Here is a 25,733-nt window from a genome sequence, read left to right as displayed (position 1 = left end):
CTTTCGCAATGATTTTCGTGAAATCTCTGTGACTTCTCCCGCCGTTTTCACCTCATCCCTGTTGAGACTGCTTCCAAGACGAATAGTCGTTGAGTGTTTTTGCGGCGATATCCTGCATGACCCTGTCGGTCACGGCGGCCCATGGATCGCTGCCTTTTGCCGCCACCGTTTCCTGCCCCTGCAGGCGGTGAAGCCGCACGCCATTGGCGTCCAGAATGTCCCAGACGTAGACGACATTGACCTTGGCGCCATCGGCAAAGGCGGAGAAATATCCCTTCAGGATGTTCTCGGCCGAATTGTCGTTGGAGGCCCGGATGGTCAGCCCCTTCGCCCGCGCTTCGGCCCCGAGCTGGCGCGACAGCGGCGTCACCGCCTGAACCGGCGCTCCGATGATCGGCAGGAAGCGGATGGAGTTTGCGGAAGAGGCGGGCGCAAGCGATGCCGTCTGCTGTGCGGGTGCGGGTTGAGCGGCGGCGGGTGGCTGGGCTGCGGTCTGGTTCTGGCGAAGCGGCTCGCCATACTGGCTGCCGTTGGACAGCGCCTGTGCCTGCGCCTGCAGCGAGTTTTGCGGTGCATAGGCGGGCACGGATGTTGCGGTTGCCGGAGCGCCCGTGGGCGCGCGGTCGGCGGCGGCGGCCATCTGGTCGAGATCGCCCTGGGTCACGGGTGTCGATTGCGAGGCATTGTGGCCGACATCCACCTGCGGTGTCAGCGCTTCCGTCGTGTTGCAGCCTGACAGGGCCAGCATCATCGCTGGAACAATGATGGCCGGAAAAAGGGGGGTGAACCCCGTCCGGCTCATGCGATTTTCCCTCTCATGTTCCGCTCCTTCTTGCCCAAGGTGGCGCAATGTAAGGGCGGTTTTCCCGCTCTGTCAAACCCGGCGGCGATTTAAGCTGTGAGAAGATCGAGGTTGTGGCGCGAGAGCGGCTCCGGCGCGCCCTCCGTGGTCAGATAGGTCTGGCCGAGCGTCATGGCCGTGCCGGAATCGGAATCCATCACGATCATATGCACGAAGAGCGTCATGTCGGCGGTGATCTCCTGCGGATTGCCGGCGTGGAACATCTGATGCTCCATCCAGGACGGCGAGAAGCGCGCGCCCAGCGAATAACCGCAGGAGTTCAGCCGGTGACGGGTCAATCCGCGTTCATCCATAACGCGGGCATGGACGTCGAAGACATCGCCGAAGGTCTTGCCCGCCCGCAGCACTTCTTCGATGGCGGTGAGGTTTTGCAGGCAGGCGCTGTAAAGCTCCTTCTGGCGGAAATCCTGTTCGCCGATCGCCACCGTGCGCATCATGGCGGCATGGTAGTGGGCGCTGACACCGGCCCATTCCAGTGTCAGCTGATCCTTGGCGTCGAGCCTGCGGCGGCCGGCCTTGTAACGGCACAGCAGCGCATCCGCGCCGGAACCGACGATGAATTCATTGGCGGGGTAATCGCCGCCGCCGGCCAGAACCGCTCCCTGCATCGCCGCGAGAATCGCGGCTTCGTCCGCACCCGGTTTGATGAGCGGCAATGCCGCGTCCAGCGCCGCATCGGCCAGTTGGCCCGCCTTGCGCGCATAGGCGATCTCGGCCGGGCTTTTGACGAGCCGCAGGGTGCTGACCAGATAGGAAGCATCACTCATCTGGCAGAAGCTGGCGAGCTGATTGTCCAGCAGGCGGGCGACGCGGCCGGTCATGCCGTGGGTGTCGTATTCGACGCCGATCTTTGCACCCAGCAGGTCGAGATCGCTCAGCAGGTTCTTGAGATCGAGCGTCGGGTCGGCATTGGGCCGGTCGACCCAGATCAGGATATTCTCGATGATGGAGGTATTGCGGGCCTGACGCAGATCCGCCGAGCGGGTCAGAAGCGTCATGGAGCCATCCGATTTGACCACCAGCGTCTGGAAGAAGCAGTAGCCGAACGTATCGTAACCGGTCAGCCAATACATGCTTTCCTGCGCGAAAAGCAGAAGGGCGTCCAGTTTCTCCTCGGCCATTTTCGCGAGCAGACGCTCGCGGCGGGCATCGAATTCCGAAAGCTCGAAATGCAGGGCCATGTCAGTCCTCCAGAATTGCGATTGCGGAAATCTGCCGGCCATAATCGGGTTCGGCGCGGTGGGTGGTGCGGCGGTAGGAATAGAAGCGATGTTCGTCGGGATAGGTGCAGAGGCCGAGATTTTCCGCCTTCACACCGGCTTTCGTCAGCCGGTCGATGGTGAATTGCTTGAGGTCGAATAACGCGTGACCTTGCCTTTCCGTCCCGGCGAAATAATCCGCATAGGCCGGATCGATATCGGTGAAACGCGCCACATATTCCGGACCGACCTCATAATTGCTCTGGCTGATCGAAGGGCCGAGCGAGGCGGCGATGCGCTCCCGGCTGGCGCCGAGCGTCGTCATGGTCTCGATGGTGTTTTCGAGCACGCCGAACAGCGCCCCTTTCCAGCCGGCATGGGCCGCACCCACGACGCCGGCTTCCGCATCGGCAAACAGGATTGGGCCGCAATCGGCGCTCAGCACGCCAAGCACGAAACCCGGTGTCGCGGTTACCATGGCGTCGGCCTGCGGGCGGCTGCCATCATAGGTTTCATCGACCACGAGGACATTGGGGGAATGGATCTGGTGTACGGTGGCGAGGCGCTCCGCCGACAGGCCGAACCATTGCGTCACGCGCCGACGGTTTTCCTGCACCCGTTCCGGTTCGTCATGCGAGCCGAGACCGACATTGAGGCCCTGATAAAGCCCCTCCGATACGCCGCCCTGCCGGGTGAAGAAACCGTGGCGGATACGGTTTTTGCTATAGTCGGCGAGCAGGGGACTCTGGAGGGGGAGCGGCAGCGTTGCGTTCTGCATGGTGTGGGAGTTCCTTGGAGAATATCGCTGTTGGCCAGTGAGGTACGGTTAAGCGAGATGTTTCCGGTTGCCGCGGCGTTGCGCGGCGTGTGTGATGCAGTGTGCCTGCTTCGTGTGTCGCGGCGATGTTGGCCCAGAGGTGATTGCGCTGTCAATCCACCGCGCGAAACGGCAGGAGATGAAGCGCGGGACTTGAAACGGCGATGACCTTGAAAAGTTCCCCCATCTTGCCGGCACCTTCGCCGGCGAGGCGGTTGACCGCTTCGGCGATTTCCAGCGTCTGGTCCGGCGTGGCCTTGGCGGCAAGTGCGGCCGCGCGTTCCTTGAGACCGAGGCCATAGAGAAAGTCGCCCTGTCTCAGGGTGCCGTTGACGTGTACACCGGTTGCTTCGGCCGTTTTCACGAGGCTTTCGAAATCGACATGGCTGGTGAGATCGGCTTCGCCGGGATGCGCAAGCGCCGGGTCGAAGGCATGGTTGCGCATGGCCTGCAACGTATCGCCATAACCGGCGACCAGATGGCCGTAATCGATGGCGAGCGCCGTGCCGCCATGGGCGGAGAGGCGCTGGCAGATCGCGGTCATCACGGCTTCGCGGGCAGGCGAAACCTCGAATATGGCGCCAATCGGCTGCCGTTCCGGCTGGGGCGGCAGCAGGGCCGGGTCTATGCCGGCAAGCCCGGTCGAGAACACAAGTTCGTCATTGGCGTCGAGGCTGACGACCCGTTCGCGGAAACCCTGCGGCGTCTTTATGAATTGCCGGATCGGAATGGCGTCGAAAAGCTCGTTGGCGACGAGGAGCAGGAAACCTTCCGGCACGTCGTCGAAACTGTCGTGCCAGGTCAGCCTGTCCGCATGTGCGGCCAGCGTTTCCTTCTGGATGGCGGAAAGGCGGGGGCTGGTTTCGACCAGATGCACCTGCATCGTCTCGTAAAGCGGCGGTGCGATGCGGCAGATGACGCGCAGCATGTCCGACATCATGGTGCCGCGGCCGGGGCCGATTTCCACCAGCTGGGTTTCCAGGGGGGCGCCGTGCCTCTGCCAGGCGTGGACCACGAAAACGCCGAGCATTTCGCCGAAAAGCTGGCTGACTTCAGGCGCGGTGATGAAATCGCCCGAACGGCCGAAGGGCTCGCGGCTCCTGTAATAACCGTGCTCCGGGTCAGCGAGGCAGAGCGAGAAGAAGTCGGTAACGCTAAGCGGACCGTTGAGCCGGATAAGTGATTTGATGCGTTGCGCGAGCGGTGTCGTCATGGCGGGTCATACCGTTCAGGCGCTTTTTGCCGCGCTGCGCGCCCGCAGAACCGCCCAGAGGCCGAGAGCGAACATCGGCGTGGAGAGCACCATGCCCATGGTGAGCCAGTTGCCGGCGAGATAACCGATCTGCGCGTCCGGCTCGCGGAAGAACTCCACGAAGATGCGCGACAGCGCGTAACCGCAGACGAAGATGCCGGTGACGACGCCGGGCGTCTTCAGCGCCCTGAAGGCATAGATGGCGATTGCCAGAACGATGACGAGCACGAGGCCTTCGAGACCCGCTTCATAAAGCTGGCTCGGATGCCGCGCGAAGGGGCCGCCGGTCGGGAAGACGACCGCCCATGGCACGTCGGCGATGCGCCCCCACAATTCGCCATTGATGAAATTGGCGATGCGCCCGAACAGCAGGCCGATGGGTGCTACGGCCGCGACGACGTCGAACATGCTCCAGACCGGAATGCCGTTCTTGCGGGCGAAAAGGATCATGGCGACGGTGGTGCCGATCAGGCCGCCATGGAACGACATGCCGCCGTTCCATATCTCGATCGCCCTGATGGGATTGGCGGCGACCGCGGCGAGATCGTAAAACAGGATGTAGCCGATGCGCCCGCCGAGCACGATGCCGCCGGCTGCCCAAAGGATGAAATCGTCAAGATGCTGCGCCGAGATCGGCGACGTCTCGTTCGGCCACAGGCGATCCGTGCGGGCGAGGCGGCGAGCATAAAACCAGCCGAGCATGATGCCCGCGACATAGGCGATCCCGTACCAGTGGATTGAGAGCGGGCCGAGGGACAGCGCTACCGGATCGATATTGGGGAAGGGCATGATGGCGAGTTGGGTGGGAGCGGCTGACAATCCGTATATTCCGTCATCGTTGCGGGGTGGACAACGGAACAAGCCATTGCCTAAAGGGGCCGGGCGATGATGCTCACCGGTCTCCCTGACGCCAAGGAAAATGGCGATTGCGATGGCGGCGGTCAAGGTGATTCTTCAAGCTCCGGTTCAAGATACCGTAGGTCATGCAGGCTCTTGCGATTTTTCGATTTCGCTTGCAAGGCGGCGATGGAGTGCCTACCTGAAGGCTAGCAACAGCGGGCAAAACGATGCCCCTGAACCGACGAAGGATGAGCGCCATGAGCACGACAGGCACCAACCGTTTTCTGGATGAATTCGCCAAGCTGATGACCGATGCGGCCGGCGCGGCGCAGGGTGTGCGCAAGGAAGCCGAAGCCGCTTTTCATGCGCAGGCGGATCGCTGGCTGAACAGCCTCGATGTCGTCCGGCGCGAGGAATTCGATGCCGTTCGCGAAATGGCCATTCAGGCGCGTGATGAAAACGACGCGCTGCGAGCCCGCATTGAGGCTCTGGAAGCGAAGCTTTCCGCCGCCAAAGACTGATTTTTGGCGCTTTTTCCGAAGGGTCCCGGATCGCTTGCGATTCCGGGACTTTTTGTTTTCGGCCCATTCCGCCCGAAATGACTCCCGGTTGTTAAAAACAGGTCTCCGGCGCGAATTTTTTGGGGCCTGTGGACACTTCCAAAAAACGCAATCGGCAGAGTCGCTTATGTATCTCGCCTGAGGTGATGGGGGAGGAGATATCCACTGTTCAAAAAGCAAAAATGGCGAGGAAGGGGTGGCAGCAGGACTCGGCCATTATACACTGATTTTAAATGATGATTCGAAAAGACCTGGTAAGCTCCAGACAGGGTGAATGCGTAATTCTGGTGGTGTCGGGCAATCGTCTCAAATGTTTATCCCGGTTTGTATGTGCGTTTTGTGCCCGGCGTTCAAAACAGGACATCCCTACCGGCTGAGAAGGTGCCGCATGAGTCTGATAGAATTTGAAATTGAGCGTCAGTCCAATCCCGTGGACATGATCGAGATCGTCGCCGCCTCGAACGACTGGTCGTTCGAACGTTCGGGCGAAGATGAGATCGCCATGACTGTCGCCGGTCACTGGGCCGACTATCACGTCTCCTTTTCATGGATGGAAGAGTTCGAGGCGCTGCATCTTGCCTGCGCCTTCGACATCAAGGTGCCGGACCAGCGCGTCAACGAAGTCATTCGTCTGCTGTCTCAGGTCAACGGTCAGGTGTTGATGGGGCATTTCGATCTGTGGCGGCAGGAAGATGTGGTGATCTTCCGCCAGTCCCTGCTTCTGGCCGGCGGCGCCGAACCGAACAACCAGCAGGTGGAAGTGCTGCTTTCCAGCGCTCTGGAGGCCTGCGAACAATATTATCAGGCATTCCAGTTCGTCGTCTGGTCGGGGCTGGATGCGAAAAGTGCAATCGAAGCGGTCATGTTCGAGACCGTCGGAGAAGCGTAAGATGGTGTATAAGGTTTCCGGGCCGCTCGTCCTGGTGGGCGCCGGCAACATGGGCGGCGCTCTGCTTTCAGGCTGGCTGAAAAAGGGCGTGCCGGGATCGCAGGTCATCGTCATCGATCCGCGCCCTTCCGACGCCATGCGGACGACGATTGCAGAAGCCGGAGCCACCCATAGCGAAAGCGTGCCCGAGGGCGTCAAGGCCGGTATTCTTTTCGTGGCGGTGAAGCCGCAGATGATGGAAGCCGTGCTGCCCTCACTGAAACCTTTGCTGGGCCCGAATACGGTCGTCGTTTCGATTGCGGCGGGCACCACCATCGGCACGTTCGTTTCGCATTTCGGCAAGGTTGCCGCCGTGCGTGCCATGCCCAACACGCCGGCCATGGTCGGGCGAGGCGTCACGGGGGCCTATGCCAACGAGCTGGTGACGCCGGAGCTTAAAACGGTGGTGGACGGGCTGCTGAAAGTCAGCGGCCCGGTCGAATGGGTGGATGCCGAAAGCGATATCGACGCGGTGACCGCGGTTTCGGGAAGCGGCCCGGCCTATGTTTTCTATCTGGTGGAGTGCATGGCCGAAGCCGGCCGCAAGGCCGGTCTGCCGGCGGATGTGGCCATGCGTCTGGCGCGCGAGACCGTGGCCGGCGCCGGCGAGCTGCTGCATCAATCCTCCGACGAGGCGGCGCGCCTGCGCCAGAATGTGACCTCGCCGGGCGGCACCACGGCCGCGGCGCTCTCCGTTCTGATGGCCGAAGACGGCATGCAGCCGCTGTTCGACAGGGCGGTCGCTGCCGCAAAAACGCGCGCCGAAGAACTGGCGGGTTGAAAGGGGCGGGCCATGAGCGGTGAAATTTCCTATGCCGATTTCGAGAAGGTCGATATCCGCGTCGGCACCATCATTGAGGCCGAGCCTTTTCCCGAGGCGCGCAAGCCTGCCTTCAAGGTGAAGATCGATTTCGGGCCGGAGATCGGCGTCAAGAAATCCTCGGCGCAGATCACGGTGCATTATACGCTGGAAAGCCTTGTCGGCCGGCAGGTCCTGGGCGTGGTGAATTTTCCGCCGCGCCAGATCGGCCCTTTCCGGTCTGAAGTCCTGACGCTTGGTTTTGCCGATGCCAATGGCGATATCGTGCTTGCCGCCGTCGAGCGCCCGGTGCCGAACGGCGAGAAAATGTGCTGATGGAACACGACGGCTCAGTGCCGGAGTGACGGAAACGGCAAGTCCGGGTCACACTTTTCGACCCGGTGCTCTAGAGCATTTCCAGGAAAAGTGGAGCCCGGTTTTCCGTCCGGAAATGCGCCGAAACAAGGAGTTAGAGTGTTTTCGCGATTCGAAGAAAAGCGAAAAAACTCTAAGCCGGAATTTTGACGATTACCCGCAATCCACCCATCGGGCTTTCATCGAGCGTCACATCGCCGCCGTGGCTGCGGGCGATATCGCGGACGATGGAAAGGCCAAGGCCGGTGCCCGAAGCATTGAGGTTGCGCGCCTCGTCCAGCCGGAAGAACGGCTTGAACACATCCTCGCGTGAGTTCTCCGGAATGCCCGGCCCGTCATCATCGAATGTCATGATGATGGAACGCGGCGCCTTGCGGATATCGATGTGGAGATTGCCGGCGTAACGCCGTGCATTTTCGGCCAGATTGGCGACGAGCCGGGACAGCGCGTTCGGCCGTGCGATGATCCTCTCGATATTATAAAGCTCGTAGCTGAATTTCTTGCCGTGCAGCTCGAAATCATGACCGATTTTTTCGAGAAGGGCCGGAAGCTCCAGCGTGCCGACATCCTCTTCGACATCGGTGCGGGCGAAGGTCAGATAGGCCTCCAGCATCGACTGCATGTCCTCGACATCCTTGTCGAGCCCCTCGAGGTCGGGATTGTCCCCTGCGAGCGCCAGTTGCAGCTTGAAACGGGTGAGGATGGTGCGCAGGTCGTGGCTGACGCCGTTCAGCATGGCGGTGCGCTGCTCCATCTGCCGTTCGATGCGCTCGCGCATCAATATGAAGGCGAGGCCCGCGCGCCGCACCTCATCCGCACCGCGCGGGGAATAGCCGCTGATCTTCTGGCCCTTGCCGAAGTTTTCTGCCGCCTTGGCGAGCGCTTCGATGGGTTTGATCTGCCCGCGCAGGAAGAGGATGGAGATGGCGATCAGCACCAGCGATGCACCCACCATCCAGACAAGGAAGATATGAGTGTTGGAGGCATAGGCCGAACTGCGGCGGGTGAAGACGCGCAGGGTCTTGTCTTCGAGCTGGATGCGGATTTCCACCAGCGAGCCGTTGCCATAGGTATCGATCCAGAACGGCCTGCCGATCTGCTGCGTCAGCTGATCCGCGAGGATCCTGTCGAGGATCGAAAACAGCGGCTCCGGTCTCGGGGCCGGCAGGTCTGTCTTCGGTTCGATATAGACGCTGAGATCCAGCTTGTCGCGGGCGATGCGGATGACGCGCTGATAGTCGTCTTCTTCCGGGTCCGTCTGCAGCAGCTCGATGATCGCGGCGATGTCGCGCGTTACGGCGGCGGAGAGGCGCTCCGTCACGAGCTGCCAGTGGCGTTCCATGAAGACGGCCGCGACCACACCCTGAAGCAGGATCATCGGCAGGATGATGATGAGCAGCGAACGGGTGTAGAGGCCGGTGGGCAGCCAGTGGCGCAGCCATCTTCCGGAAAGGCGCCAGGCCTTGGCCACGCCGCTGTTTCTGACCGTGCTGAGAAAATCGAGGCTCGCCATGGCCGTGCGTTCGCCCTTCGTTGGGTGCTCGTCAGTCCACGCTCAGGCGGTAACCGATGCCGCGCACCGTTTGCAGATAAACAGGATTGGCAGGGTCGTCCTCGATCTTGCGGCGAAGACGGTTGATCTGCACGTCGATGGTTCTTTCGCCCACTTCCGATTCCGCTTCCACCAGCTCGTGGCGGGGAATGGTATCGCCGGCGCGCAGCGCAAAAAGCAGCATGATCTCCTGTTCGCGATCCGTCAGGCGGATCGTTTCGGGGCCGCGCCGCAATTCCTTTTTGGGAATGGAGAAGCTGTAGGGGCCGAACATGATCTGTTCGATCTTGGGCGTATCGGGCGAGGTATTGCGCCGCAGGATATTGTTGATGCGAAGGACGAGCTCGCGCGGGTCGAAGGGTTTGGCGAGATAATCGTCCGCACCGGCTTCCAGCCCGGCGATGCGCGAATCCGCTTCCGAGCGGGCGGTCAGAAGGATGACCGGCACGGATTTGTCCTCGTTCAGCGAGCGGGTCAGCGAAAGCCCGTTTTCGCCCGGCATCATCACGTCGAGGATCAGCAGATCGAAACGGATGCCCACCATTTTGCGCCGGGCTTCGGCCGCATCGGCAGCCACGGAGATACGATAGCCCTTGTCGCCCAGAAAGCGCTGCAGGAGATCGCGAATGCGGGCATCGTCGTCGACGATCAGGAGATGGGCCGCATCGTCATCCGCCGGTGGACGTTTTGTCGGTGCTGTCGCCATCGTCACTCGTCCTCCACGGTGGTCGTCGTCGGGCTGCGCATCTGCGCCAGGAACTTGCGCACGCAGGCGCGGGCGTCCGGCCCCAGGCCTTCCAGCGCGCGGTCGATCCGGCGCGATTGCGGCTCGCTCAGCGCCAGCGCCAGTTCGCGACCCGTCAGCGTTGGGTAAAGCCTGCGCTGGCGGCGGTCTTCCGGGCCCGCCATCTGGCGGATGTAACCGTCGTCGATCAATTGCTTCAGCACACGGGCAAGGCTCTGCTTGGTGATCTGCAGCGTATCGAGCAGATCCGCCACCGTCATGCCCGGCTGCCGGCTGACGAAATAGACCACCCGGTGATGCGCCCGCCCATATTCCAGTTTCGACAGAATGACATCGGGATCGGACACAAAATCGCGATAGGCGAAAAACAGCGCCTCGATCGTGTCGAAGTCGATCTTGCCGTCGTCAACCTTCGGGAGTGCCGGTGTCTGCCTGGCGGCTGCGGTTTTGAGCGATTGCGGTGGCACTGCGGTTCCTTCATATTCTGCGGCTGTCTGATCATAGGCTGACAGGCGTCGATGCGCCAATATTCTGTAAACATAGCCGAAAATGCGTCCGCTCGGGAGAATGCCGCGATCATTTTCTGTTGCGGTGGATAATATGGCGCGGGTGCGGGTGCAACTGGAATCCTGAGTGGCCTTTACCGGAAATAGAAAAGAGCGCGGAAACTCCGCGCTCTTCATCCGTCTCTTGATGTCCGGTCGTGCGTTTACTGATAGACGTAGACGATCCGTCGCGTCGAAGGTTCGACCAGAACCGGCACATCGTTCACCCGGACGTAACGATATTGATAGTCCGGAATTTCGACGAGACGTGTATCCGAGGGCAGCACGCTACCCACGGCTATATCGCCGTCATAAGTAACGGTGTCTGCGGGATGTTCGTCAATATAGGTCATCACCGATTGCGGCGGATCGACCTCGCCGACGCGGCCGAGATTCGGATCGCCGGCATTGGGTTCGGCCTGTACGCTCGAGGTCGTTTCATAGGTCACCACAGGCACGCTGAGTTCGGAGCGGCGCTGTTCGAGAATGACCGGTGAGCCCTCATACATGACATTCAGATAATCGGCATGGGCCCAGCCGCGCAGGCCGTTGACTTCGATGCGGCACCAGCTGCTGCCTTCCATGCAGCCATCCAGAACCGCATTGCTGCCGCGGGTGGCCAGACCCACTTCGGGATAGTCTTCACCGGGGCCCGAGCGAACGGAAATATCCGATGCGGTGGTGGCGACCATGGCGGCGTTCGCGAAACCGGCCATCAAGGCGAAGGCGCCGCCAGCCATGAGCATTTTAAGCGTCTTGTCCATGTGTCTCACTCCTTTCAAGACTGGAGCTAGAACGTCGCAACCATCGGGGCGTTCCACATTTTTTGCCGGCAATTCCCGTCAAGAACCGAAGATCCATTGCTATCGCACTGTTTCCACGATGATTTTTAGAATGGTACAGTCACTGAAAGCCGGCGTCTTTTCCGCCGCCATTGTGCCGCAACCGGTCGCGGGCTATAGGAGGCGGAGCTTTCAGACAGGAGATACAGGATATGGGAAAATTGCAGGCGGGCATTATTCCGGTCACGCCATTCGAGCAGAATTGCACCATCCTGTTCGATCAGGACACCAAGGAGGGCGTCGTCGTCGATCCCGGTGGGGATGTGGACGTCATTCTCCAGGTCGTTTCTGAAAACGGCATCACGCTGAAGGAAATCTGGCTGACGCACGGGCATCTCGATCATGCCGGCGGTGCTGATGAACTGCGCGCGAAACTTTCCTTGCCGGTCATCGGGCCGCATGAGGACGACCGGCCTCTGCTGGAGAGGATCGAGGTGCAGGCGGAGAAATACGGCATCAGCGGTCTGAAGAATGTGTTGCCTGATACATGGTTGAAGGAAGGCGACAAGGTCTCATTTGGAGACCACGTCTTCGAGGTCTATCATTGCCCGGGTCATGCGCCCGGCCACGTCATATATTACAACCGCGATCAGAACTTCGCCCATGTCGGCGACGTGCTGTTTTCGGGATCTGTGGGGCGCACGGACCTGCCGGGCGGAAACCACGAGCAATTGATGGCGTCCATTCGCGACAAACTCCTGCCGCTGGGTGACGATGTCGGTTTCATCTGCGGCCATGGTCCGGGTGGACGGCTGGGCGAGGAACGGCTCACCAACCCCTATCTCAAAGGGCTCTGAGTGCCAGCCCATTAGAGTTTTTCCGCATTTCCAGACGGAAAACCGGATTCCACGTTTCCTGGAAATGCTCTAAGTCCTGCTGGACCGCACAAAAAAACCCGGCATTCCTGCCGGGCTTCAACTAGAAAAGAAAGCCGTTTTAGGGTCAGCCAGCAATCTGCAGATTGACTGCCTTCGGCCCCTTGCCGCGACGATCCGGTTCCGTGTCGAAGCTCACTTTCTGATTTTCTGAAAGTCCGGACAGGCCAGAAGCCTGTACGGCAGAGATGTGAACAAAGATATCAGCGCCACCATTGTCTGGCTTGATGAAGCCGAAGCCTTTGTCTGTATTGAAGAATTTTACGGTGCCAGTTTCGGCCATGCATCAGGTCCTTTTCGCTCTGCCCGCGTTCAGCTACAGGCAGCATTACAGTTTTGCCCCGCGTGGGCGTTGGCAGGCAGTTTTTGACTATTGAGAAAATGGACCTTCGCAGCGGGAAGTAATGGCGTTCTCATCCAACGTTTTTCGTCCCACCGCCCGAGGTTTATAGCGTCCCCAGTGCGCAAATTTATAGGCCTTCCCATGCTCGCAAATTGCCCGAACCGCGGTAGAGTGATGCGTTTATCGAAAATTGGCAAGCAAAAGTTTTCACGGGCTTTTTGTCAGATAAAAAACCTGCGGTAGAATAACATCGCGCAATCGCATATTTTTTCCGCAGAAGCGACAATTGATGAAATAATTGCCGTTTGCCGCAGGATTTCACGGCAAAATTTGAATGCCCTATCTGGATTTATGGCGGAAAGAGAAAAATAAGTTCTTTTTGCGTCAGGCCGCTCCAGCCATGGATTTTTGCCGTTTGCGCGTCAGTTCCGGCACCAGTTCCACGATCAGGATCGCGACGAATATGATCAGGCAGCCGATATAGCCGGCGCCCGAAATGGTTTCCTTCAGGAACACCGAAGCCAGCAAAGCGCCGAAAAGCGCTTCCGAGGACAGGAATATCGCGGCCTGCGGGGCGGTGGTGTAACGCTGGCCGATGACCTGCAGTACGAAGGCGAGGCCGGAGGAGACGAGGCCGACGTAAAGGATTTCCGCCAGCGACGCCTCGATGGAGGCCATGCTGATCGGTTCGAACACAACGCCGATCATGCAACTAAGAAGGGAGCAAACGGCGAACTGGGTGCAGGAAAGCGCCAGCGGCTTTCCGCTTTCGGAGACGAAGCGCCCGGCCAGCGTGATCTGGATCGCCCAGAAGAAGGCGCAGATGATGCTGAGAATATCGCCCGTGGTCAGTGCCTCGAATGCGCCGCCGGAGAGCAGGAAGATGCCGCCCAGCATCATCAGCGCGCATGGCCAGACGATCCAGTGGGGATGACGGCGGTAAAGCACGACGGCGATGACAGGCACGAAGATGACGTAAAGCCCGGTCAGAAAGCTGGAATTGGTGACGGTCGTGGTCAGGAGCCCGACCTGCTGGGTGGTGGCGCCGCCGAACAGGGCAAGACCCACGAGGATGAAACTGCCGATTTCGCGCCGGCGCGGCGGCGATTTCAGCGACCGTGTTTCCATGAGCGCGAAGGGCAGCACGGCGATGGCGGCGATGGCGAAACGCAGGCCGACGAACCAGAACGGGCCGATGGAGGCCATGGCGGAGGATTGCGCGACGAAGCCGCCTCCCCAGATTGCTGCGGCGAGCAGAAGCAGCATATTGGCCTGAATACGCGTCATTGTTGGCACCAGCATAGCAGGGCCGGAAGATAATTCAGTCGCGGCCGTGGCAAACAGGGGATTTTTGAAATATCGATCCGCGATGCGGATGACTGTTTCCGGGTGCTTTAGCAGCAACCCGCCGGTGCCGCAAGTCGAGGGGAGGGCCGCTTATTTGTAGCGGCGGGCCTCGTCCTTCAGGCTGCGCCGGGTGAGCATCAGGCCGCCAATGCCGAGACCGATGAAGGCTGCGGCCGAAAGGACGATGAGCAGGATGTGGGGACCCGCTTTGGTCGTCGCCGCCACCTGCGGAATGGCGGATGTATGCAGCGTATCGACCGCCTGGGCAGCCGCATTGGCCGAGGTTGCGATGCCGGCGGCCATGGTGACGATGACAAGAAAAGCCGCAACGGCCATCCAGAGGGAAAACAGCGTTCTCTGCGCCCTTAACCTTTCAACGGAAGTCCGATCGTTGGTAAACATGGCTGTCGCCTCTTGCCCCTGTTCTTAAAGGATAAAAGAGGCTTCGAAATGGACGGCTTGGAGACCGAATTCTGGCGTTCCGCGGCATTTATTGCGGCCATATTGTGGCAAAGCCGGTTAGGAGAGCCGTTTGGCCGGGTCTGGCGTCAGAGGCCGCGTTTTCCGAAGGTTCGGGTCTGGCGCAGCGGGTGCGGATCGGCGGGGCGTTCTTCCCGGAAAAATGCCGGTGGCGCAGGGCCTCTTTCCGCCCTTGACGGGGCGAAATATTCACTGCCGAGTTCCGGGAAACGTGTGTCGAAACTGGTCGGTGCAAGTTCGGGCTTTGCCAGCACGTAGCCCTGCATCAACAGGACGCCGAGTTCCTCGCACAGATCGACCTGCCACGCGGCTTCAAGTCCTTCGAAGACCGGCTCTATGCCATCGGCGCGAAACTGGCTGACGATGACGCGCAGAAGGGCGGCTCCTGCCGAATTCTGCATGAAATCGCGCACCCAGCCGGCTTCGAATTTCACATAGTCCGGCTTGATGAGCTTCACCCGGTCGATGTCGGAATCGCCGGCGCCATAGTCATCGAGCGCCACGCGAAAGCCGATATCGTGCATGTGGTAGGCGAAGTCGGCGACCATCTGCGTGTCGGAGGCTTTTTTCTCGGAGATTTCGCAGACGATGCGATCCGCCGTCATGCCGGCCTCGTGGGCGGCAAGACGCATGCGCTCCACTTCCTGGCGCATCTTGGCCGGGGTCTGGAACAGGCCCGGATGGAAGTTGACGAAGATGCGGGCGCGGGACCGGTTGAGCCTGCCGGTGTTGAGAATGTGGATCGTGCGCAGGATGCTGTCGATATTCTCGATGTCTTCAGGCGCGACCAGCGAGAAGAATTCGCCCGGCGTTACCGGCTCGCCATTGCGATGGGGACGCACCAGACCCTCGAAGGAATCGATGTCGAGAATACCGCTCGCCGTGCGGCGGAAAATGGGCTGCAGGGCCGATTTCAGGTTGAAGGTACTATAGGCCGTGGACCATGTGCCATCGACCTCGCGGACAAGACTGGAAAAGATGCTTTTGAGCGCCATTTTTCAACCAGCTATAGAGACACGACCTCTAGGCTCGCGAATGTAGCGTATCAAGCGTTACTTCCGGGTTAAGGAAGGCTTAAATTCTGCGATGCAGCACATAAGCCGGCTTTTGACCTTGAAAGAAGGCCTGTCTTTCGACATAGAAAATGCCGCAGATGACAAGTTTTCCAACCTCTGCCGATGTCAACCCCAATAGGACCGATTAAAAATGGCCTTCCTTGCCGACATTCTCTCCCGCGTAAAGCCATCCGCCACCATCGCCGTTACCCAGAAAGCCCGTGAGCTGAAAGCGAAGGGCCGCGATGTGATCAGCCTTGGCGCCGGCGAGCCGGATTTCGATACGCCCGAAAATATCAAGGAAGCGGCCATCGACGCCATCAAGCGTGGCGAAACGAAATACACGCCGGTTTCGGGTATTCCGGAACTGCGCAAGGCGATTGCCGACAAGTTCAAGCGCGAAAACGGCCTGGATTACAAGCCGGAGCAGACGATTGTCGGCACGGGCGGCAAGCAGATCCTTTTCAACGCCTTCATGGCGACGCTGAACCCCGGCGATGAAGTCGTCATTCCGGCGCCCTACTGGGTGAGCTATCCGGAAATGGTGGCGATCTGCGGCGGTACGCCGGTTTTCGTCGACGCCACGCTGGAAGACAATTTCAAGCTGAAGCCGGAAGCGCTGGAAAAGGCGATTACGCCGAAGACCAAGTGGTTCGTGTTCAACTCGCCGTCCAACCCGTCGGGCGCCGCCTATTCGCATGACGAGCTGAAGGCGCTGACCGATGTGCTGGTCAAGCATCCGCATGTCTGGGTGCTCACGGACGACATGTATGAGCACCTGACCTATGGCGATTTCAAATTCGTCACGCCGGTCGAAGTCGAGCCTTCGCTCTATGACCGCACGCTGACGATGAACGGCGTCTCCAAGGCCTATGCCATGACCGGCTGGCGTATCGGTTACGCTGCCGGCCCGCTGCAGCTGATCAAGGCCATGGACATGATCCAGGGCCAGCAGACCTCGGGCGCAAGCTCGATTGCGCAATGGGCCGCTGTCGAAGCCTTGAACGGCACGCAGGATTTCATTCCGGCGAACAAGAAAATCTTCGAAGGCCGCCGTGACCTCGTCGTCTCCATGCTCAACCAGGCCAAGGGCATCAGCTGCCCGGCTCCGGAAGGCGCATTCTACGTCTATCCGTCCTGCGCCGGCCTGATCGGCAAGACCGCGCCGTCGGGCAAGGTCATCGAGACGGATACGGATTTCGTTTCCGAGCTTCTGGAAGCCGAAGGCGTCGCCGTCGTGCAGGGATCGGCTTTCGGCCTCGGCCCGAACTTCCGCATTTCCTACGCCACGTCGGAAGCGCTGCTGGAAGAGGCCTGCAAGCGCATCCAGCGCTTCTGCGCCGATTGCCGCTGATCGACCGATACAGTCTAGAAGGAAGCCCGGCAGCGATGCCGGGCTTTTTTCGTTTTGGTCATAGCCCCAGAAACAGCAGCATGATGAAGGTGGCGAAGAGAATGAAATGCGTCATTCCTTCAATCGCGTTGGTTTCGCCGTCATTGAGATTGATGGCGGCGGCGATGAGGGTGATGAAGACCATGACGGTCTGAACCGGCGTCATCGCCATGATGAAAGGCTGGCCGGTATAGAGCGCGATACCCTCCATGACGGGCACGGTGAGGATGACCGTCGACAGGGATGCGCCCATGGCGATATTGACCACGGCCTGCATGCGATTGCGCAAGGCGGACCGGAGCGCGGTGAGGATTTCCGGCGATGCCGAGATCGTCGCCACCACCACCGCCATCAGCGCCGGCGGCGCACTGGTGCCCTCGAGGCTTTCGCTTAAGAAGGCCGACATGAATTCCGCCAGCACACCGATCAGCACCACGCCGGCGATGATGAGGCCGATGGAGAGCGGTACGCTGCCTTCGTCCTCCTCTTCCGCATGGCCGTCCGATGCCTGGCCGGCCGGATGCGCCTTGCGTGGATAGGCATAGCTGAAGAAATAGCTGTGCGGGCCGACCTGCATTTTGAGGAACAGTGCGTAAAGCGCGATCATCGCGACAATGGTGAAGGCGGAGTAGACATGCCAGCTTTCATTGGGGATGAATTCCGGCACGATCATCGAAATACCCATGGCGGTGAGGATCATTACGCCATAGGTCTTGCCGGAATCGTCATTATAGGGCTGCTCGCCGTGGCGAAGACCGCCGAGCAGGGCGGCGAGACCGAGAATGCCGTTGATGTCGATCATCACGGCGGAATAGATCGTATCCCGCACTAGAGTGGGCGAACTGGATTCGCTCATGATGATGGCGAGGATCAGCACTTCCACCGCGACGGCCGACAGCGTCAGGATCATGGTGCCGTAAGGGTCGCCGACCTTGGTGGCAAGGATTTCGGCGTGATGGGCAACCCGCATCGAGACGAGGACGATGAGCCCGATCAGCGCGACTGCGGCGATAAGCGCCGCTGTTTTTCCGGCTTCGAATATTGCATGTTCGGCCAGATAGGCGACGATTGCCGCCGGTATCGCCAGCAGCAGCATGCGCTCCTGTTTCAGAATAGAACCCGCCATCGATTTCCCTTCCCCCTGATCGGCTCAGGCTGTGACGTATCGTCCCCCAGATCAAGCAGGATTTGCGCTTGAATGCTTTTGGTAGGATAGTGGTGTTGCAGGACATGCTGCTCATGCCGCGGTGTCCCATCGGGTGCAATGCTTGAAACGCGGTTGTGGTTGCCATGTCGCCTACCGAGACAGGAGGACCATGCATGACCAAAGTGGTATATGAAATCGTCGAACATGACGGAGGCTTCGCCTACCGCATGAATGGCGCTTATTCCGAAACATTCCCTTCTTATGCGGATGCCGTCGAGGCTGCGCGCATCGTCGCCGCCGAACAGCAGGTGGGGGGCGATGACGAGGAAATCAGCTATCAGGATGAGAGCGGCCACTGGCATGAAGAATACAGCCAGGGCGGCGACCGGCCGGAAGCTGAGGTGGTCGACAAGACGACGCAGCAGGCCAGACCGTTTTGATGCGCGATCCGTGGATTCCCAGCAAAGCCGGGATCACTTTGCCGGGAGTTGTTCGGCATTAGCGCCGTTTCGGCGGAGCGCCCGGATCGGTTTCTTTAAGATGACCCTTGAGGCCTTCGACGAGGGCGCTGAACACGGCACGACATCGCGGCGAGGTCTTGAGATTTTCATGCATCGCGACCCATGTGTGGAGCGGGATGTCGATTTTCGGAAGAACCTGAACGAGCCGCGGGTCCTTGCGCGCCAGGCCGATCTGACAGACGCCGATGCCTGCGCTGGCGCGGATCATGGCAAGCTGGGCGAGATTGCTGTCGGCGCGGATTTCAAAGGAAATTTCCTCAATATCGGGTATGTCCGGATCGAGCGAGCGCATCCGCTGGATGGCCGCCCGAATGAAAGGCGTCTTGCGGTCGAAACCGACCATCCGGTGATGGTTCAGATCTTCCATGCTCTTCGGGGTGCCGGCTCTTGCCAGATAGTCGCGCGTCGCATGAAATCCCAGACGAAAATTGCCGATATAACGCATGACGATCGCATCCTGCTGCGGTTCGGTCATGCGAATGGCGATATCCGCCTCGCGCCTTAAAAGGTCTTCCAGCGTATCGGAGAGTGAAAGCTCGATTTCAAGCCGCGGGTGAACCTCCTGCATGGCCGTGATGATCGGCGGCAGCATTTCCACGCCGATGATATCACTTGCGCTGATGCGCACCGTGCCTTCGATCTTGCCGACTTCGCCGGAGGCCGCGCGCATGAGGGCGGCGGTCGTTGCCGCGAGATTTTCCGCATAGGGGCGGAGTGCAAGCGCTGCTTCCGTCGGCATCAGCCCGTGCGGCGAGCGGATGAACAGCGGAAAGCCGACGGCCTCTTCCAGCGCGCCGATGTGACGTCCCGCCGTCGGCTGGGTGATGCCAAGCTCGCGGGCGGCGGCGGACAGCGAACCGTCGCTCAGCACGCTGAGGAAGGTACGATAGAAATCCCAGCTGATGTCACGGTTTCTAGTCATAAGATTTTGTATAGCTGCTCCACTCATTTCGATAATTTCGTATACCGCGGAACGGGACGATACTCCAGCCCACAACAAGGAGTACGGCGATGATATATGAAAACAACGCAAATATAGCGCGGAATGAACGGCCTCTGGCCCTGATTTTGGGGGTGAATGGCGGTGTCGGCAGTCAGGTCTCCAGAATGCTGCAGCAACGGGGATGGCGGGTGAGGGCGATGACGCGCCAGCGGACGTCAACGGGCGCCACGGACGGCGTCGAACGGGTGGCCGGGGACGCCATGAACCGGCAGGATGTGATGGATGCGGCAACAGGCGTGAGCCTCATCGTCCATGCGGTCAATCCTCCCGGATATCGCAACTGGGAAAGCCAGGTGCTGCCGATGCTCGACAATACCATCGCCGCCGCCGAGGCCTGCGGGGCGAGGATCGTCTTTCCGGGTAGCGTCTATAATTTCGGCCCGGACGCCTTTCCGCTCCTGACGGAAGACAGCCCGCAAAAGCCCTTTACCCGCAAGGGCGCATTGCGTGTGGAGATGGAGCGGCGGCTGAAAATGGCGTCGATGCGTGGCGTGCCGGTGCTGATCGTCCGCGCCGGGGATTTCTTTGGGCCGGATGCCAGAAACAACTGGTTTTCGCAGATGCTGGTGAAGCCCGGAAAGCCGGTCCGGAGTGTCCAGAATCCCGCCGCACCCTATGCCGGGCATCAATGGGCCTATCTGCCGGATGTCGCCGAGACCATTGGCCGGCTGCTGGACCGCGCAGGCGAGCTTCCGGCTTTCGCCGTCTATCATATGGAAGGTTTCTGGGATTTCGACGGGCTGCAACTGGTTGAGGCCATCGAGCGGGTTGTCGGGCATCCGGTCAAGAGGCGGCAGCTATCCTGGTCGGGCATCAAATTGGCCGCTCCCTTCGTTCCCCTGTTCCGCGAAGTGCTGGAAATGCAATATCTCTGGCAGATGCCGATCCGGATGAGCAATCGCAGGCTGACGGATTTCCTTGGGACCGAACCCAGAACACAGATCGACATCGCGGTAGCGACGACGCTGGCGAGCCTCGGCTGCCTTGAACAGAGGACGCAGCCGTCGAGCCTTCCGCATCCGGCCGATGCCGGGGGCAGGGTGTGATGGCCGCGGTTGCGAATGGGGTGTCGGCCCGGCGTCGCGTGTTTGCCGTGATTTCGGCAAGCGTGCCGGTGCTGATCTTCGCGCAGGTGCTGCTGGCCGGGCTGTCGATCTATTACGATGGATCGCTGCTTTCGCTGCACAAGGGGCTCGGCTTTCTGATCGCCGTTCCGATCCTGTCGCTGGCGGTTCTCGCTTCTCTATATGACGATCTGCGGCCAAACCTTGCCCGCACGCTGGTCCTGCTTGGTCTTTACTGTCTCCAGGTGGCCCTGATGAGCATCGGTCGGGAAACGGGCAATGGCTTCCTGCAGGCGCTGCACGTGCCCAACGCCTTCGTCATGGGCGCGTTTTCCGATTTTGCCGCGCGGCAGGCGCGAAGCCTGCGCTGAAAGAAAACGCCGCATCGCTTTCGGGCAGTGCGGCGTCTTTGCTTTATCCTTTATCAGGCGAGCGCCGGATAGTCGGTGTAACCTTCGGCTCCGCCGCCATAGAAGGTCGGCTGGTTCGGCTCGTTGAGCGGCGCATCGTTTTTCAGGCGGCGCACCAGATCCGGATTGGCGATGAAGGCCTTGCCGAAGGCCACGGCATCAACTTTGCCGCTTTCAACGGCCTCGATGGCGCTCTCACGGTCGTAGCCATTATTGGCGATCCACAGGCCCTTGCCGCCGGCATTGCGATAAGCAGCCTTGAAGGCGGCATAATCGAAAGGCTTGTCGCCCTGCTTGAAATCGCGCGGGCCGCCTGTTGCGCCTTCAACGACATGGATGAAGGCGAGATTGCGCTTGCCGAGCTGTTCCGCCACGTAATTATAAAGCGGCTGCGGATCGGCTTCGAAAATGTCGTTGGCGGGCGTGACGGGCGAGAGGCGAATGCCGGTACGGCCCGCGCCGATCTCTTCCGCCACCGCATCCACAACTTCGAGCAGGAAGCGGGCGCGGTTTTCGATAGAGCCGCCATAATCATCCGTACGCTGGTTGGTGCTGGATTTCAGGAACTGCTCGATCAGGTAGCCATTGGCGGCATGGATTTCGACGCCGTCGAAACCGGCCTCCAGTGCTGCGCGGGCGCCGCTGCGATAATCCTCGAGGATGAGGCCGATATCGTCGATGGTGAGCGCACGGGGCTCGGAGGTTTCGGCAAAGGCGCCGGTGCCGTCATCATTGATGATATAGGTCTTCGACTTGGCCGGAATGGCGGAGGGCGCGACCGGCTGGCCGCCATGCGGCTGCAGCGAGGTGTGGGAAATGCGGCCCACATGCCAAATCTGCGCGACGATCTTGCCACCGGCGGAATGCACGCCATCGGTAACCTGTTTCCAGCCCGCGATTGCTTCCCGCTTGTAGAGGCCGGGAACATCCGCATAGCCCTGACCCTGCTGGGAAATCGGTGTGCCTTCGGTGACGATCAGCCCGGCCGTGGCGCGCTGCTCGTAATAGGTGGCGTTGAGATTGTTGGGAATGGCGCCCGGCGAACGGTTGCGGGTGAGGGGAGCCATGACGATACGGTTGGCGAGTGCGATATCGCCGGCCTGTGCCGGTTCGAAAAGACTGGTCATGCGACTTCACTTTCTGGTCGGTTGGCGAAATTGCGCGGGGGACGCGCTGTCTTTCTGTCTGGGTGCCGGAATGAAAACCGCCTTGCGGTTTCCGGTCCGACACCCCAAGGCTCAAAGCTTGGGAGGCTCAGAGATTGGCTTGCAGATAATTGCGGAAGGCGTCGATGGTTTCCTCGTTGCGTTCGAAAAACACCCATTGCCCGACCTTTTTCGACCTTATCAGGCCGGCTGCCTGCAGCACCGCCAGATGCGACGAGACGGTGGATTGCGACAGGCCGCTGATCTGAAACTGGTTGGCGCATACACCCATGCTGAGGGGATGCTCCTGGCAGAAGTGACTTTCCGGAGACTTCAGCCATTCCAGGAATTTCAGCCTTGCGGGGTGCGAAAGGGCTTTGAGGATTTCCTCCGGGTTCATCGGTGTTTCTTCAATATCTGGCATGTCCGATATTTATATCGATCATCATCGATATACAAGTCACGTCTCTGTGAGGATCGAGGGGGCGGGCAGGCATTTTCAAAAAAGAAGGCCGCTGGATATCTCCGCGGCCTGATGAGTTTGAAGGTCAAAACCTCCAGAGGGGAACAGCTGTCGCGTGCCTTGGGCGAGCGTGACAGCTGACTAAAATATGGGTGTGGGAATAATGCAAAACAAGGTTGCATCATGCGATATTTCGCCAAATTGGAGAAAATTCTTGCGGGTAAAAAAAGAGGGCCGCCGGATGGATCCAGGGCCCTTTAAGTGTGAAGGTCAAAAACCTCCAGAGGGGAACAGCTGATGCGGTGGAACTGGGAGGAAAAGCCACCGTGTGCATCAGCTGAGAGCGATATGGTGCTTTTTTGTGCACGAAACAACTCTTTTTTGTGCAGGTCAGGCATGCGCACCACGCAGCCCTCGATATTTCCGGTATATTTTATGTGCAAAGCTGAAGAGGAGCGCCTGTGCGCCCCTCTTGCTTCTGCCTTTGTAAGGCTTTGAATTTGAAAGATTATCCTTTGACGTCGATTATTTTAACGTCAGAAGTTCCAGTTACGCGCCTTGGCGACGATGAAGTCGCGGAAAGCCTTCAGCTTTGCAGCGTTTTTCATTTCGTCCGGATAGCAGAAATAGGTATCGAATGACGGAATATCTGCCGCGAGCGAAAGCTGGATAAGGCCCGGATCGCGGCCGACGATATAATCCGGCAAGCAGGCAATACCGATTCCCAGCAGGCAGGCGCGCTTGATCGAGGTCTGGCTGTTGATCTGCAGATGCGGCGTGCGCGTATTGTCGGAAGAACGTCCGGCATTTTCCAGCCAGTTGACGTCGAGCAGATAGTTGGGCGCCGGTTCGCCGAAGGAGATGATGCGGTGGTTGTCGAGATCTTCGATCGACTGCGGTTCTCCATGGCGGTTGATATAGGACGGCGCGGCGTAGACGTGCATGTGCACGGTGAACAGCTTGCGCTGAATGAGGTCCGACTGCTGCGGCTGGCGCAGGCGGATGGCGCAGTCGGCGTGACGCATGTTCACATCCAGCTCCTCATTGTCGAGGATGAGCTGGATCGACATTTCCGGATAGAGCTGCAGGAATTCCTGCACCTTGTCCGTCAGCCAGCCCTGGCCGAGACCGACGGTCGTCGTCACGCGCAGCTTGCCGCTCGGCTTCTCCGTCGTTTCGGTGAGCTGCATCTTGACAGTTTCGAGCTTCAAGAGCACGTCATGGGCGGTGCGGTACAGCAACTCGCCCTGTTCGGTGAGGATGAGACCGCGGGCGTGGCGATGGAACAGCTTGACGCCGACATCCTGCTCAAGCGCGCTGACCTGACGGCTGATGGCCGACTGGGACAAATGCAGCTTGTCGGCAGCGTGGGTGAAAGACCCCGCTTCGGCAGCCGCATGAAAAATGCGCAGTTTATCCCAGTCCAATGGCATTGCCATGCCTACCCTGCCTTTCGGTTATTCCGCTGCGACAGCAAGCGGTTGATGCGCGGTGAGATAACGTTCCGCTTCCAGCGCGGCCATGCAGCCCATGCCGGCGGCGGTGATTGCCTGACGATAGATGTCGTCGGTGACGTCGCCGGCCGCGAAAATGCCTTCCACGTCGGTCGCCGTGGAATCGGGGGCGGTCCACATGTAGCCGTTGTCTTTCAGCTTCACCTTGCCCTTGAACAGCTCGACCGCCGGCGCATGGCCGATGGCGACAAAGACGCCGTCGATGGGGAATTCGCTGATCGCGCCGGTCTTGGTATCACGCAGCTTCACGCCGGAAACGGAAGGCGGCATTGGCGGCTTTGCGGGCGCACCGGTAATTTCGGCGATTTCCGTGTTCCAGAGAATCTTGACGTTTTCCTTGGCGAACAGCCGTTCCTGCAGGATTTTCTCCGAGCGGAAACTGTCGCGGCGGTGCACGACGGTGACCGACTTGGCGATATGGGCGAGGTACAGCGCCTCTTCCACGGCGGAGTTGCCGCCGCCGACCACGATCACATCCTTGTTGCGATAAAAGAAACCGTCGCAGGTGGCGCACGCGGAAACACCGAAGCCCTGGAAATGCTGCTCGCTCTCGATGCCGAGCCACTTGGCCTTGGCGCCGGTGGCGATGATCAGCGTATCGGCCGTCCAGACCTGGCCGGAATCGGTCTTGACCACGAAAGGCCGTACATTGGTTTCAACTTCGGTGACGAGGTCGCTGACGATTTCCGCGCCCACATGCGTCGCCTGTTTCAGCATCTGGTCCATCAGCCACGGACCCTGGATCGGATCGGCAAAGCCCGGATAGTTCTCGACATCGGTGGTGATCATCAGCTGGCCGCCCTGTTCCATGCCGGCGATCAGCACGGGTTTCAGCATTGCGCGGGCCGCGTAGATCGCCGCGGTATAACCGGCGGGACCGGAGCCGATGATCAATACCTTCGTGTGGCGGGCAGACATAGAAGCGTTCCTTTCAATAACGGGGCCTTTCCCTGGCAGCGCCTTTCACCACCGGGCACTGGAGCCGCATGACGGCGGACAGGCCGCAACCCCTTCGTTGCCCGGTATTTAAGGTTGTCTAGTGTCTTTATTCAAGGGCAGCCTTGCGTTACCAACAAGGCAGTTGTGGATGCGCGCGCAATTTTGTGACCGGGCGGTGGCATAATGTTGCGAATCCCGCGCCGAATAGTACAAGGAAGTTCTACAGCTTAACGAGGTACTCCTCCGTGACCAGCGTCGAACTCGATGCCATCGATCTGAAAATCCTGCGCGAATTGCAGCGCGACGGGCGCATGACCAATGTGGAACTGGCCGAAAGGGTCGGTATTTCCGCGCCGCCCTGCCTCCGGCGTGTCCGCAAGCTCGAAGAAGCGGGCGTGATCGAGGGTTATCACGCCATGTTGAACGCGCCGAAGCTCGGTTTCGATCTCGTCGCCTTCTGCATGGTCGGTCTCAAGCGCCAGTCGGATAGCAACCTGAAGGCTTTTGCGGCGGCAACCGCCGGCTGGTCGCTGGTGCGCCAAGCCTGGATGGTATCGGGCGAGAGCGATTTCCTGCTGCATTGCGTGGCGAAAAACCTGACCGAGTTTCAGGATTTCGTCATCGAGGTTCTGACGGCGGACGAAAACGTCGATACGGTGCGCACCATGCTCACCATCCGGCAGGTCAAGCGCGTCGGTCTCGTGGAAATCTGAGCGGC

General features: G+C 60.0%; 29 protein-coding genes. 10 read left to right on the top strand and 19 right to left on the bottom strand.

The window, feature by feature from the left end:
- Positions 1-52: 52 nt before the first annotated feature.
- From ACIK7D_RS10290 to lgt, 5 genes are all read right to left on the bottom strand, one after another.
- On the bottom strand, positions 53-802 hold the full coding sequence (locus ACIK7D_RS10290; protein WP_400156228.1) for a hypothetical protein: 750 nt from the start codon (positions 800-802) through the stop codon (positions 53-55).
- 89 nt (positions 803-891) lie between these two features.
- Positions 892-2,043 (bottom strand): M24 family metallopeptidase, encoded by a 1,152-nt coding sequence (locus ACIK7D_RS10285; RefSeq protein WP_400156227.1) that lies wholly within the window; start codon positions 2,041-2,043, stop codon positions 892-894.
- Between the two features lies 1 nt (position 2,044).
- Positions 2,045-2,839, bottom strand: coding sequence for a peptidoglycan editing factor PgeF (gene pgeF, locus ACIK7D_RS10280; RefSeq protein WP_400156226.1), 795 nt, complete (start codon positions 2,837-2,839; stop codon positions 2,045-2,047).
- Positions 2,840-2,990: 151 nt separating this feature from the next.
- Positions 2,991-4,091 (bottom strand): class I SAM-dependent methyltransferase, encoded by a 1,101-nt coding sequence (locus ACIK7D_RS10275; protein ID WP_400156225.1) that lies wholly within the window; start codon positions 4,089-4,091, stop codon positions 2,991-2,993.
- A 15-nt stretch (positions 4,092-4,106) separates the two neighbouring features.
- Positions 4,107-4,919 carry a prolipoprotein diacylglyceryl transferase gene (gene lgt, locus ACIK7D_RS10270; protein WP_035239431.1) on the bottom strand — a complete coding sequence of 271 codons (813 nt, stop codon included), beginning with the start codon at positions 4,917-4,919 and terminating at the stop codon, positions 4,107-4,109.
- Between the two features lie 308 nt (positions 4,920-5,227).
- Between lgt and ACIK7D_RS10265 the strand changes: the two genes are divergently transcribed.
- The 4 genes from ACIK7D_RS10265 to ACIK7D_RS10250 all read left to right on the top strand — a co-directional run bounded on the left by ACIK7D_RS10265 (position 5,228) and on the right by ACIK7D_RS10250 (position 7,593).
- Positions 5,228-5,491 (top strand): accessory factor UbiK family protein, encoded by a 264-nt coding sequence (locus ACIK7D_RS10265; protein ID WP_003522871.1) that lies wholly within the window; start codon positions 5,228-5,230, stop codon positions 5,489-5,491.
- Positions 5,492-5,918: 427 nt separating this feature from the next.
- The gene (locus ACIK7D_RS10260) at positions 5,919-6,419 is read left to right on the top strand and encodes a YbjN domain-containing protein (protein ID WP_003522870.1); all 501 of its coding nucleotides are present in this window, start codon (positions 5,919-5,921) and stop codon (positions 6,417-6,419) included.
- 1 nt (position 6,420) lies between these two features.
- Positions 6,421-7,239, top strand: a complete 819-nt coding sequence (gene proC / locus ACIK7D_RS10255) for a pyrroline-5-carboxylate reductase (RefSeq protein WP_400156224.1) — start codon at positions 6,421-6,423, stop codon at positions 7,237-7,239.
- A gap of 12 nt (positions 7,240-7,251) precedes the next feature.
- A complete protein-coding gene (locus ACIK7D_RS10250; protein ID WP_003522868.1) occupies positions 7,252-7,593 on the top strand; it encodes a tRNA-binding protein in 342 nt (113 codons plus the stop codon).
- A 172-nt stretch (positions 7,594-7,765) separates the two neighbouring features.
- Here the strand turns inward: ACIK7D_RS10250 and ACIK7D_RS10245 are convergent, their stop codons facing one another.
- From ACIK7D_RS10245 to ACIK7D_RS10230, 4 genes are all read right to left on the bottom strand, one after another.
- A complete protein-coding gene (locus ACIK7D_RS10245) occupies positions 7,766-9,145 on the bottom strand; it encodes an ATP-binding protein (RefSeq protein ID WP_400156223.1) in 1,380 nt (459 codons plus the stop codon).
- A gap of 31 nt (positions 9,146-9,176) precedes the next feature.
- Positions 9,177-9,890 carry a response regulator gene (locus ACIK7D_RS10240; RefSeq protein WP_003522866.1) on the bottom strand — a complete coding sequence of 238 codons (714 nt, stop codon included), beginning with the start codon at positions 9,888-9,890 and terminating at the stop codon, positions 9,177-9,179.
- A 2-nt stretch (positions 9,891-9,892) separates the two neighbouring features.
- Entirely contained in the window at positions 9,893-10,396 is a 504-nt protein-coding gene (locus ACIK7D_RS10235; protein WP_127757814.1) for a MarR family winged helix-turn-helix transcriptional regulator, read from the bottom strand.
- A 242-nt stretch (positions 10,397-10,638) separates the two neighbouring features.
- Positions 10,639-11,238, bottom strand: coding sequence for a DUF1236 domain-containing protein (locus tag ACIK7D_RS10230; protein WP_080816328.1), 600 nt, complete (start codon positions 11,236-11,238; stop codon positions 10,639-10,641).
- Between the two features lie 230 nt (positions 11,239-11,468).
- On the opposite strand from ACIK7D_RS10230, the gene ACIK7D_RS10225 reads away from it, so the two are divergent.
- On the top strand, positions 11,469-12,113 hold the full coding sequence (locus tag ACIK7D_RS10225) for an MBL fold metallo-hydrolase (RefSeq protein WP_400156222.1): 645 nt from the start codon (positions 11,469-11,471) through the stop codon (positions 12,111-12,113).
- Positions 12,114-12,258: 145 nt separating this feature from the next.
- Here the strand turns inward: ACIK7D_RS10225 and ACIK7D_RS10220 are convergent, their stop codons facing one another.
- From ACIK7D_RS10220 to ACIK7D_RS10205, 4 genes are all read right to left on the bottom strand, one after another.
- Positions 12,259-12,474 (bottom strand): cold-shock protein, encoded by a 216-nt coding sequence (locus ACIK7D_RS10220; protein WP_003494703.1) that lies wholly within the window; start codon positions 12,472-12,474, stop codon positions 12,259-12,261.
- Between the two features lie 444 nt (positions 12,475-12,918).
- Positions 12,919-13,821 carry a DMT family transporter gene (locus ACIK7D_RS10215; RefSeq protein ID WP_400156221.1) on the bottom strand — a complete coding sequence of 301 codons (903 nt, stop codon included), beginning with the start codon at positions 13,819-13,821 and terminating at the stop codon, positions 12,919-12,921.
- Between the two features lie 150 nt (positions 13,822-13,971).
- Positions 13,972-14,283 carry a hypothetical protein gene (locus ACIK7D_RS10210; protein ID WP_080816331.1) on the bottom strand — a complete coding sequence of 104 codons (312 nt, stop codon included), beginning with the start codon at positions 14,281-14,283 and terminating at the stop codon, positions 13,972-13,974.
- A gap of 146 nt (positions 14,284-14,429) precedes the next feature.
- Positions 14,430-15,356 carry an EAL domain-containing protein gene (locus ACIK7D_RS10205; protein ID WP_059757465.1) on the bottom strand — a complete coding sequence of 309 codons (927 nt, stop codon included), beginning with the start codon at positions 15,354-15,356 and terminating at the stop codon, positions 14,430-14,432.
- Between the two features lie 211 nt (positions 15,357-15,567).
- On the opposite strand from ACIK7D_RS10205, the gene ACIK7D_RS10200 reads away from it, so the two are divergent.
- Complete coding sequence (locus ACIK7D_RS10200) at positions 15,568-16,770, top strand: pyridoxal phosphate-dependent aminotransferase (protein ID WP_127757816.1); 1,203 nt, start codon at positions 15,568-15,570, stop codon at positions 16,768-16,770.
- Positions 16,771-16,828: 58 nt separating this feature from the next.
- Here the strand turns inward: ACIK7D_RS10200 and ACIK7D_RS10195 are convergent, their stop codons facing one another.
- On the bottom strand, positions 16,829-17,935 hold the full coding sequence (locus tag ACIK7D_RS10195) for a calcium:proton antiporter (RefSeq protein ID WP_065655735.1): 1,107 nt from the start codon (positions 17,933-17,935) through the stop codon (positions 16,829-16,831).
- 194 nt (positions 17,936-18,129) lie between these two features.
- Between ACIK7D_RS10195 and ACIK7D_RS10190 the strand changes: the two genes are divergently transcribed.
- Positions 18,130-18,396, top strand: a complete 267-nt coding sequence (locus tag ACIK7D_RS10190) for a DUF2188 domain-containing protein (protein WP_003522857.1) — start codon at positions 18,130-18,132, stop codon at positions 18,394-18,396.
- A gap of 58 nt (positions 18,397-18,454) precedes the next feature.
- Here ACIK7D_RS10190 and ACIK7D_RS10185 read toward each other — a convergent pair whose 3' ends face one another.
- Positions 18,455-19,399: a LysR family transcriptional regulator gene (locus ACIK7D_RS10185; protein WP_003522856.1), complete on the bottom strand. Its 945-nt coding sequence runs from the start codon at positions 19,397-19,399 to the stop codon at positions 18,455-18,457.
- A gap of 89 nt (positions 19,400-19,488) precedes the next feature.
- Here ACIK7D_RS10185 and ACIK7D_RS10180 point away from each other — a divergent pair, with 89 nt between their 5' ends.
- Both ACIK7D_RS10180 and ACIK7D_RS10175 read left to right on the top strand, forming a co-directional pair.
- A complete protein-coding gene (locus ACIK7D_RS10180; protein WP_400156220.1) occupies positions 19,489-20,526 on the top strand; it encodes an NAD-dependent epimerase/dehydratase family protein in 1,038 nt (345 codons plus the stop codon).
- Entirely contained in the window at positions 20,526-20,915 is a 390-nt protein-coding gene (locus ACIK7D_RS10175) for a DUF6220 domain-containing protein (RefSeq protein ID WP_400156219.1), read from the top strand. The genes ACIK7D_RS10180 and ACIK7D_RS10175 overlap by 1 nt, the downstream gene beginning before the upstream one ends.
- Positions 20,916-20,968: 53 nt before the next feature.
- On the opposite strand, the gene ACIK7D_RS10170 is transcribed toward ACIK7D_RS10175, so the two are convergent.
- The 4 genes from ACIK7D_RS10170 to trxB form a co-directional block, all read right to left on the bottom strand.
- A complete protein-coding gene (locus ACIK7D_RS10170; RefSeq protein ID WP_003522853.1) occupies positions 20,969-22,081 on the bottom strand; it encodes an alkene reductase in 1,113 nt (370 codons plus the stop codon).
- Between the two features lie 127 nt (positions 22,082-22,208).
- Entirely contained in the window at positions 22,209-22,499 is a 291-nt protein-coding gene (locus tag ACIK7D_RS10165) for a helix-turn-helix transcriptional regulator (protein WP_003522852.1), read from the bottom strand.
- Between the two features lie 599 nt (positions 22,500-23,098).
- Positions 23,099-23,995, bottom strand: coding sequence for a LysR family transcriptional regulator VtlR (locus tag ACIK7D_RS10160; protein ID WP_020011327.1), 897 nt, complete (start codon positions 23,993-23,995; stop codon positions 23,099-23,101).
- Positions 23,996-24,019: 24 nt separating this feature from the next.
- A complete protein-coding gene (gene trxB / locus ACIK7D_RS10155) occupies positions 24,020-24,994 on the bottom strand; it encodes a thioredoxin-disulfide reductase (protein ID WP_020811380.1) in 975 nt (324 codons plus the stop codon).
- A 266-nt stretch (positions 24,995-25,260) separates the two neighbouring features.
- Here trxB and ACIK7D_RS10150 point away from each other — a divergent pair, with 266 nt between their 5' ends.
- Positions 25,261-25,728, top strand: coding sequence for an Lrp/AsnC family transcriptional regulator (locus ACIK7D_RS10150; protein ID WP_020811379.1), 468 nt, complete (start codon positions 25,261-25,263; stop codon positions 25,726-25,728).
- Positions 25,729-25,733: the final 5 nt, after the last annotated feature.

Origin of the sequence: Agrobacterium sp. P15N1-A, assembly GCF_044626815.1 — a bacterium.
Lineage (GTDB): Bacteria > Pseudomonadota > Alphaproteobacteria > Rhizobiales > Rhizobiaceae > Agrobacterium > Agrobacterium leguminum.
This window is presented reverse-complemented; position numbering and strand designations above follow the sequence as displayed.

Bases quoted from the DNA above. Each gene is read 5' to 3' on its own strand.
- ACIK7D_RS10290 (WP_400156228.1), bottom strand. From the start codon at position 802: ATGAGCCGGACGGGGTTCACCCCCCTTTTTCCGGCCATCATTGTTCCA.
- ACIK7D_RS10285 (WP_400156227.1), bottom strand. From the start codon at position 2,043: ATGGCCCTGCATTTCGAGCTTTCGGAATTCGATGCCCGCCGCGAGCGT.
- pgeF (WP_400156226.1), bottom strand. From the start codon at position 2,839: ATGCAGAACGCAACGCTGCCGCTCCCCCTCCAGAGTCCCCTGCTCGCC.
- ACIK7D_RS10275 (WP_400156225.1), bottom strand. From the start codon at position 4,091: ATGACGACACCGCTCGCGCAACGCATCAAATCACTTATCCGGCTCAAC.
- lgt (WP_035239431.1), bottom strand. From the start codon at position 4,919: ATGCCCTTCCCCAATATCGATCCGGTAGCGCTGTCCCTCGGCCCGCTC.
- ACIK7D_RS10265 (WP_003522871.1), top strand. From the start codon at position 5,228: ATGAGCACGACAGGCACCAACCGTTTTCTGGATGAATTCGCCAAGCTG.
- ACIK7D_RS10260 (WP_003522870.1), top strand. From the start codon at position 5,919: ATGAGTCTGATAGAATTTGAAATTGAGCGTCAGTCCAATCCCGTGGAC.
- proC (WP_400156224.1), top strand. From the start codon at position 6,421: ATGGTGTATAAGGTTTCCGGGCCGCTCGTCCTGGTGGGCGCCGGCAAC.
- ACIK7D_RS10250 (WP_003522868.1), top strand. From the start codon at position 7,252: ATGAGCGGTGAAATTTCCTATGCCGATTTCGAGAAGGTCGATATCCGC.
- ACIK7D_RS10245 (WP_400156223.1), bottom strand. From the start codon at position 9,145: ATGGCGAGCCTCGATTTTCTCAGCACGGTCAGAAACAGCGGCGTGGCC.
- ACIK7D_RS10240 (WP_003522866.1), bottom strand. From the start codon at position 9,890: ATGGCGACAGCACCGACAAAACGTCCACCGGCGGATGACGATGCGGCC.
- ACIK7D_RS10230 (WP_080816328.1), bottom strand. From the start codon at position 11,238: ATGGACAAGACGCTTAAAATGCTCATGGCTGGCGGCGCCTTCGCCTTG.
- ACIK7D_RS10225 (WP_400156222.1), top strand. From the start codon at position 11,469: ATGGGAAAATTGCAGGCGGGCATTATTCCGGTCACGCCATTCGAGCAG.
- ACIK7D_RS10220 (WP_003494703.1), bottom strand. From the start codon at position 12,474: ATGGCCGAAACTGGCACCGTAAAATTCTTCAATACAGACAAAGGCTTC.
- ACIK7D_RS10215 (WP_400156221.1), bottom strand. From the start codon at position 13,821: ATGACGCGTATTCAGGCCAATATGCTGCTTCTGCTCGCCGCAGCAATC.
- ACIK7D_RS10210 (WP_080816331.1), bottom strand. From the start codon at position 14,283: ATGTTTACCAACGATCGGACTTCCGTTGAAAGGTTAAGGGCGCAGAGA.
- ACIK7D_RS10205 (WP_059757465.1), bottom strand. From the start codon at position 15,356: ATGGCGCTCAAAAGCATCTTTTCCAGTCTTGTCCGCGAGGTCGATGGC.
- ACIK7D_RS10200 (WP_127757816.1), top strand. From the start codon at position 15,568: ATGGCCTTCCTTGCCGACATTCTCTCCCGCGTAAAGCCATCCGCCACC.
- ACIK7D_RS10195 (WP_065655735.1), bottom strand. From the start codon at position 17,935: ATGGCGGGTTCTATTCTGAAACAGGAGCGCATGCTGCTGCTGGCGATA.
- ACIK7D_RS10190 (WP_003522857.1), top strand. From the start codon at position 18,130: ATGACCAAAGTGGTATATGAAATCGTCGAACATGACGGAGGCTTCGCC.
- ACIK7D_RS10185 (WP_003522856.1), bottom strand. From the start codon at position 19,399: ATGACTAGAAACCGTGACATCAGCTGGGATTTCTATCGTACCTTCCTC.
- ACIK7D_RS10180 (WP_400156220.1), top strand. From the start codon at position 19,489: ATGATATATGAAAACAACGCAAATATAGCGCGGAATGAACGGCCTCTG.
- ACIK7D_RS10175 (WP_400156219.1), top strand. From the start codon at position 20,526: ATGGCCGCGGTTGCGAATGGGGTGTCGGCCCGGCGTCGCGTGTTTGCC.
- ACIK7D_RS10170 (WP_003522853.1), bottom strand. From the start codon at position 22,081: ATGACCAGTCTTTTCGAACCGGCACAGGCCGGCGATATCGCACTCGCC.
- ACIK7D_RS10165 (WP_003522852.1), bottom strand. From the start codon at position 22,499: ATGAACCCGGAGGAAATCCTCAAAGCCCTTTCGCACCCCGCAAGGCTG.
- ACIK7D_RS10160 (WP_020011327.1), bottom strand. From the start codon at position 23,995: ATGCCATTGGACTGGGATAAACTGCGCATTTTTCATGCGGCTGCCGAA.
- trxB (WP_020811380.1), bottom strand. From the start codon at position 24,994: ATGTCTGCCCGCCACACGAAGGTATTGATCATCGGCTCCGGTCCCGCC.